General features: G+C 68.9%; 4 protein-coding genes and 1 pseudogene. 2 read left to right on the plus strand and 3 right to left on the minus strand.

What is annotated here, in order from left to right; translation table 11 throughout:
- Nucleotides 1-289: 289 nt before the first annotated feature.
- Genes QH276_RS08575 through QH276_RS08585 form a run of 3 tightly spaced genes read right to left on the minus strand, consistent with a single transcriptional unit; the run spans nt 290 to nt 2237 of the window.
- The gene (locus QH276_RS08575; RefSeq protein ID WP_280398048.1) at nt 290-1051 is read right to left on the minus strand and encodes an ABC transporter permease; all 762 of its coding nucleotides are present in this window, start codon (nt 1049-1051) and stop codon (nt 290-292) included.
- A gap of 11 nt (nt 1052-1062) precedes the next feature.
- Nucleotides 1063-1872 carry an ABC transporter ATP-binding protein gene (locus tag QH276_RS08580; protein ID WP_280398047.1) on the minus strand — a complete coding sequence of 270 codons (810 nt, stop codon included), beginning with the start codon at nt 1870-1872 and terminating at the stop codon, nt 1063-1065.
- Nucleotides 1873-1880: 8 nt separating this feature from the next.
- Nucleotides 1881-2237, minus strand: a complete 357-nt coding sequence (locus QH276_RS08585) for a DUF1048 domain-containing protein (protein WP_280398046.1) — start codon at nt 2235-2237, stop codon at nt 1881-1883.
- 319 nt (nt 2238-2556) lie between these two features.
- Here QH276_RS08585 and QH276_RS08590 point away from each other — a divergent pair, with 319 nt between their 5' ends.
- Both QH276_RS08590 and QH276_RS08595 read left to right on the plus strand, forming a co-directional pair.
- Nucleotides 2557-3192, plus strand: a complete 636-nt coding sequence (locus tag QH276_RS08590) for a response regulator transcription factor (protein WP_280398051.1) — start codon at nt 2557-2559, stop codon at nt 3190-3192.
- Between the two features lie 129 nt (nt 3193-3321).
- Nucleotides 3322-3756 (plus strand): annotated as a pseudogene (locus tag QH276_RS08595) (hypothetical protein); the annotation flags it as partial.

Raw genomic sequence — 3756 nt, forward strand, 5'->3', positions numbered from 1 at the left:
CGGGGGGGCGGCGGGGGCGCCGCCGGCGCGGTCGGGGGCGGGGGGCCTCGCGGCGGCGGAGGCTGCCGCCGGGGGACGCCGCACCGCGGCCGGGGATCGCGGGCCGTGTGCAGCCGCGGCGGCCCGCGCGCCGGGGGGGGATAAAGCGCCACCGCGACCGCCGGGCCCAGCGCCACGCGGTGGGGGGGCCGAACCCGCACCCCCCGCCCCCCCCCCCCCCCCCGCCCCCCCCCGCGGCGCGGCCGCCGGGGGGGCGCGGGCCCCCCCCCCCCGGCGGAAACGGTATGGGTCAGGAAATCTTGTGGCGATAGGTCCGCATCGCGAACAGGTAGGCCACGACGAGGATTCCGGCACACCAGCCCAGGGCGACCCAGATATCGCTGCCCACCGGCTGCTCGGTGAACAGATCGCGGATGGTGTTGATGATCGAGGTCACCGGCTGGTTCTCGGCGAACGCGCGAACCGGTCCCGGCATGCTGTCGGTGGGCACGAAGGCGGAACTGATGAACGGCAGGAAGATGAGCGGGTAGGAGAACGCGCTCGCGCCGTCCGGAGTTTTCGCGGACAAACCGGGGATCACCGCGATCCAGGTCAGTGCCAGCGTGAACATGATCAGGATGCCGGTCACCGCGAGCCAGGCGAGTATTCCCGCGCCCGAGCGGAAACCCATGAGCAGGGCGACGAGTACGACGACCACCACCGAGATCAGGTTGGCGACCAGCGAAGTCAGTACATGCGCCCACAGGACCGAGGACCGGGCGATGGGCATGGACTGGAATCGCTCGAAGATCCCGCTCTGCATATCCAGGAAGAGCCGGAACGCGGTGTAGGAGATACCCGAGGCGATGGTGATCAGCAGGATCCCCGGCAGCAGGTACTGCACATACGAGTCCGATCCGGTGTCGATCGCGCCGCCGAAGACGTAGACGAACAGCAGCATGAAGGCGATCGGCATGATCGTGGTCGTGATGATGGTGTCGGCGCTGCGCGTGATATGACGCAGCGACCGGCCGAGCAGCAGGCCGGTGTCGGCGAAGAAATGCGTGGTCATCTCTTGTCCTCTTACTTCGTCCGGACCGCGTCGCGGTCCTGGTCGGGGGTGTCGTCTTCGCTGTCCGCGCCGACGAGCGCGAAGAAGACGTCTTCGAGACTCGGCTGCTTCTCCACGTATTCGACCTTCGCGGGCGGCAGGAGTTGCTTCAGCTCGGCGAGCGTGCCGTCGACGATGATCCGGCCCTTGTGCAGGATCGCGATCCGGTCGGCGAGTTGTTCGGCTTCCTCGAGGTACTGCGTGGTGAGCAGCACTGTCGTGCCGTGCTCGGCGAGTTCCTGTACTGCCTGCCATACCTCGACGCGCGCCTGGGGGTCGAGGCCGGTGGTCGGCTCGTCGAGGAATACCACCGGTGGATTTCCGATGAGGCTCATGGCGATATCGAGCCGCCGGCGCATACCGCCGGAGTACGTCGATACCTTCCGTGTCGCCGCATCGGTGAGCGAGAAGCGGGCGAGCAGGTCGTCGGCCACGGCCTCCGCGCCCTTCAGATGCCGCAATTTCGCGATCAGCACGAGATTCTCCCGGCCGCTGAGGATTTCGTCGACGGCGGCGAACTGGCCGGTGAGACTGATGGATTCGCGGACGTTGCCCGGTTGACCGGTGATGTCGAAGCCGTTGATCTCGGCGGTTCCGCCATCGGCTTTGAGCAACGTGGAGAGGATCCGCACGACCGTGGTCTTACCCGCTCCGTTCGAGCCGAGCAGCGCGAAGATACTGCCGCGCTCGACGGTGAAATCCACACCCCGCAGCACGGCCAACTGGCCGTACGACTTCTGCAGGCCCTGCACCCGGATCGCCGGACTGTGTTGTGCACTCATCGTTCGCCCTACTTTCCGGCCGCGGTGGCGCGCGCGATGGCGCTGTCGAGCCGGTCGCGTTCGCGATCGATCCACGAATCCCGGCGATAGTTCCGCGCGAAAGTCTCCATGTACTCCGCCGGATCCGCCCCGACCACATCACGCAGCGGAGTGCGGTCGGCCGCACGCTGTTCGAACAGCTCGATGAGGTCCTCGAAGATCGCCACATCACCGCCGCGACCGGTGTACAGCAGGTAGCGCTCGCACGCGTCCGCCGCCGTGCGGTAACTCGCGGGCAGCTGTTTCGACCGCGCCTTGTAGTTCCGCCAGCGCCGCTTGTCGCCGAGGTCGCCGATCACTTTCGCGGTGAGGTCGGACATGTTCATGACTGTCTCCTGTTTCTCAGAGCGGTCCGCACGGTGCGGGTGCACAGGCGGTCCCTTGATCTCGGCGGTGTCGATATAAGTAGATGTATACGTACACGCCGTGGCCTAACTATAAGTAGACATATACGTACACGCAAGCCCGGGGGCGGCGATGTGCCGATACCGGGCCTTCACCTGCCCCTACGCGCGGGTGCGGGCTAGCGTGGTACGGAGTTCGGGGCCGAACCGCATCGGTGATCCGGACCGATAGCGGAGGCGGCGGGGCCACACGGAAAGGAGCAGTGCGGTGACCGGAGAGGCGGCCGAGGCCATCTCGGTAATGGTGGTCGACGACCACCCGATCTGGCGCGAGGGCGTCGCGCGGGATCTCGCGGAGGCCGGTTTCCGGGTGGTGGCCACTGCCGAGGACACCGCGGCCGCGGTCCGGCGGGCGGCGGCGGTGCGGCCACGGGTGGTGCTGATGGATATGCAGCTGCCCGACGGGAACGGAGCCCTGGCCACCGCCGACGTCCTGCGGGTCTCGCCGGACAGCCGGGTGCTGGTGCTCTCGGCGTCCGGCGAACGCGACGATGTACTGGACGCGGTTAAGGCCGGAGCGTCGGGCTACTTGGTCAAAAGTGCCTCCGCCGCCGAACTCGTCGCCGCCGTCCACGAGACGGCCGCCGGTCAGGCAGTGTTCACGCCCGGATTGGCCGGCCTGGTACTCGGTGAATACCGGCGGATGGCGACCACACCCGGCGAACCCGGCGCCCCGGACCGGCCCGCGCTGACCGACCGGGAAACCGAGGTGCTGCGCCTGGTCGCAAAAGGACTGTCGGCCAAGCAGATCGCCGCCCGCCTGCATCTCAGTCATCGCACGGTGGAGAACCACGTCCAGGCGACCCTGCGCAAACTCCAGCTCGCGAACCGGGTGGAACTCACCCGCTACGTGATCGAACAGGGTCTCGACGAATAGACGACCGGCCCACACGGGATGGGGTGCCGGCACCGGCCGGCCCGATGAATCGGGGAACGGGTAGATCCCGGGACGCCGGCGAGTAGTTCTACTCATCCGCGGGCACCGCCGAGCGCCGACCATCGATATATGACGATTCCGATCGATCCCACGCTGGTCGCCCGGCTGTCCGGCGAATTCACCGCCCTCGCCGACGATTTCACCGGGCTGGGTGGCCGGATGAGCACCCTCGGCCGCGATCTGGAAACGCTGCACCGGCACGTGCTGTCGGCCGTGCCCGCGCACGCCGAACCGGCCGGCGGAAGCGGCGATCCGGCACCCGAACCGGACTGCGGGCGAGCCACCGAATCCCGGGCACCGTCCCCGGACTCGGCTACCGGCCGAGCCGCACCAGCGAAGACCCCGGTATCCCCCGGCACTGCGCCGGGGGTGCCGGCGACCGGTGTGCGCGTCGGCGGGGTGCACACACCGGATACGGCGGGGGGGGCCGCCCGCGGGGCCGGGGGGGCCGCGCCCCGGGGCGGGGGGTTGGCCCCCCCCCGGGGGGGTTTTGCTGCGTTGGGG

Source organism: Nocardia carnea, from assembly GCF_029869215.1.
Lineage (GTDB): Bacteria > Actinomycetota > Actinomycetes > Mycobacteriales > Mycobacteriaceae > Nocardia > Nocardia carnea_B.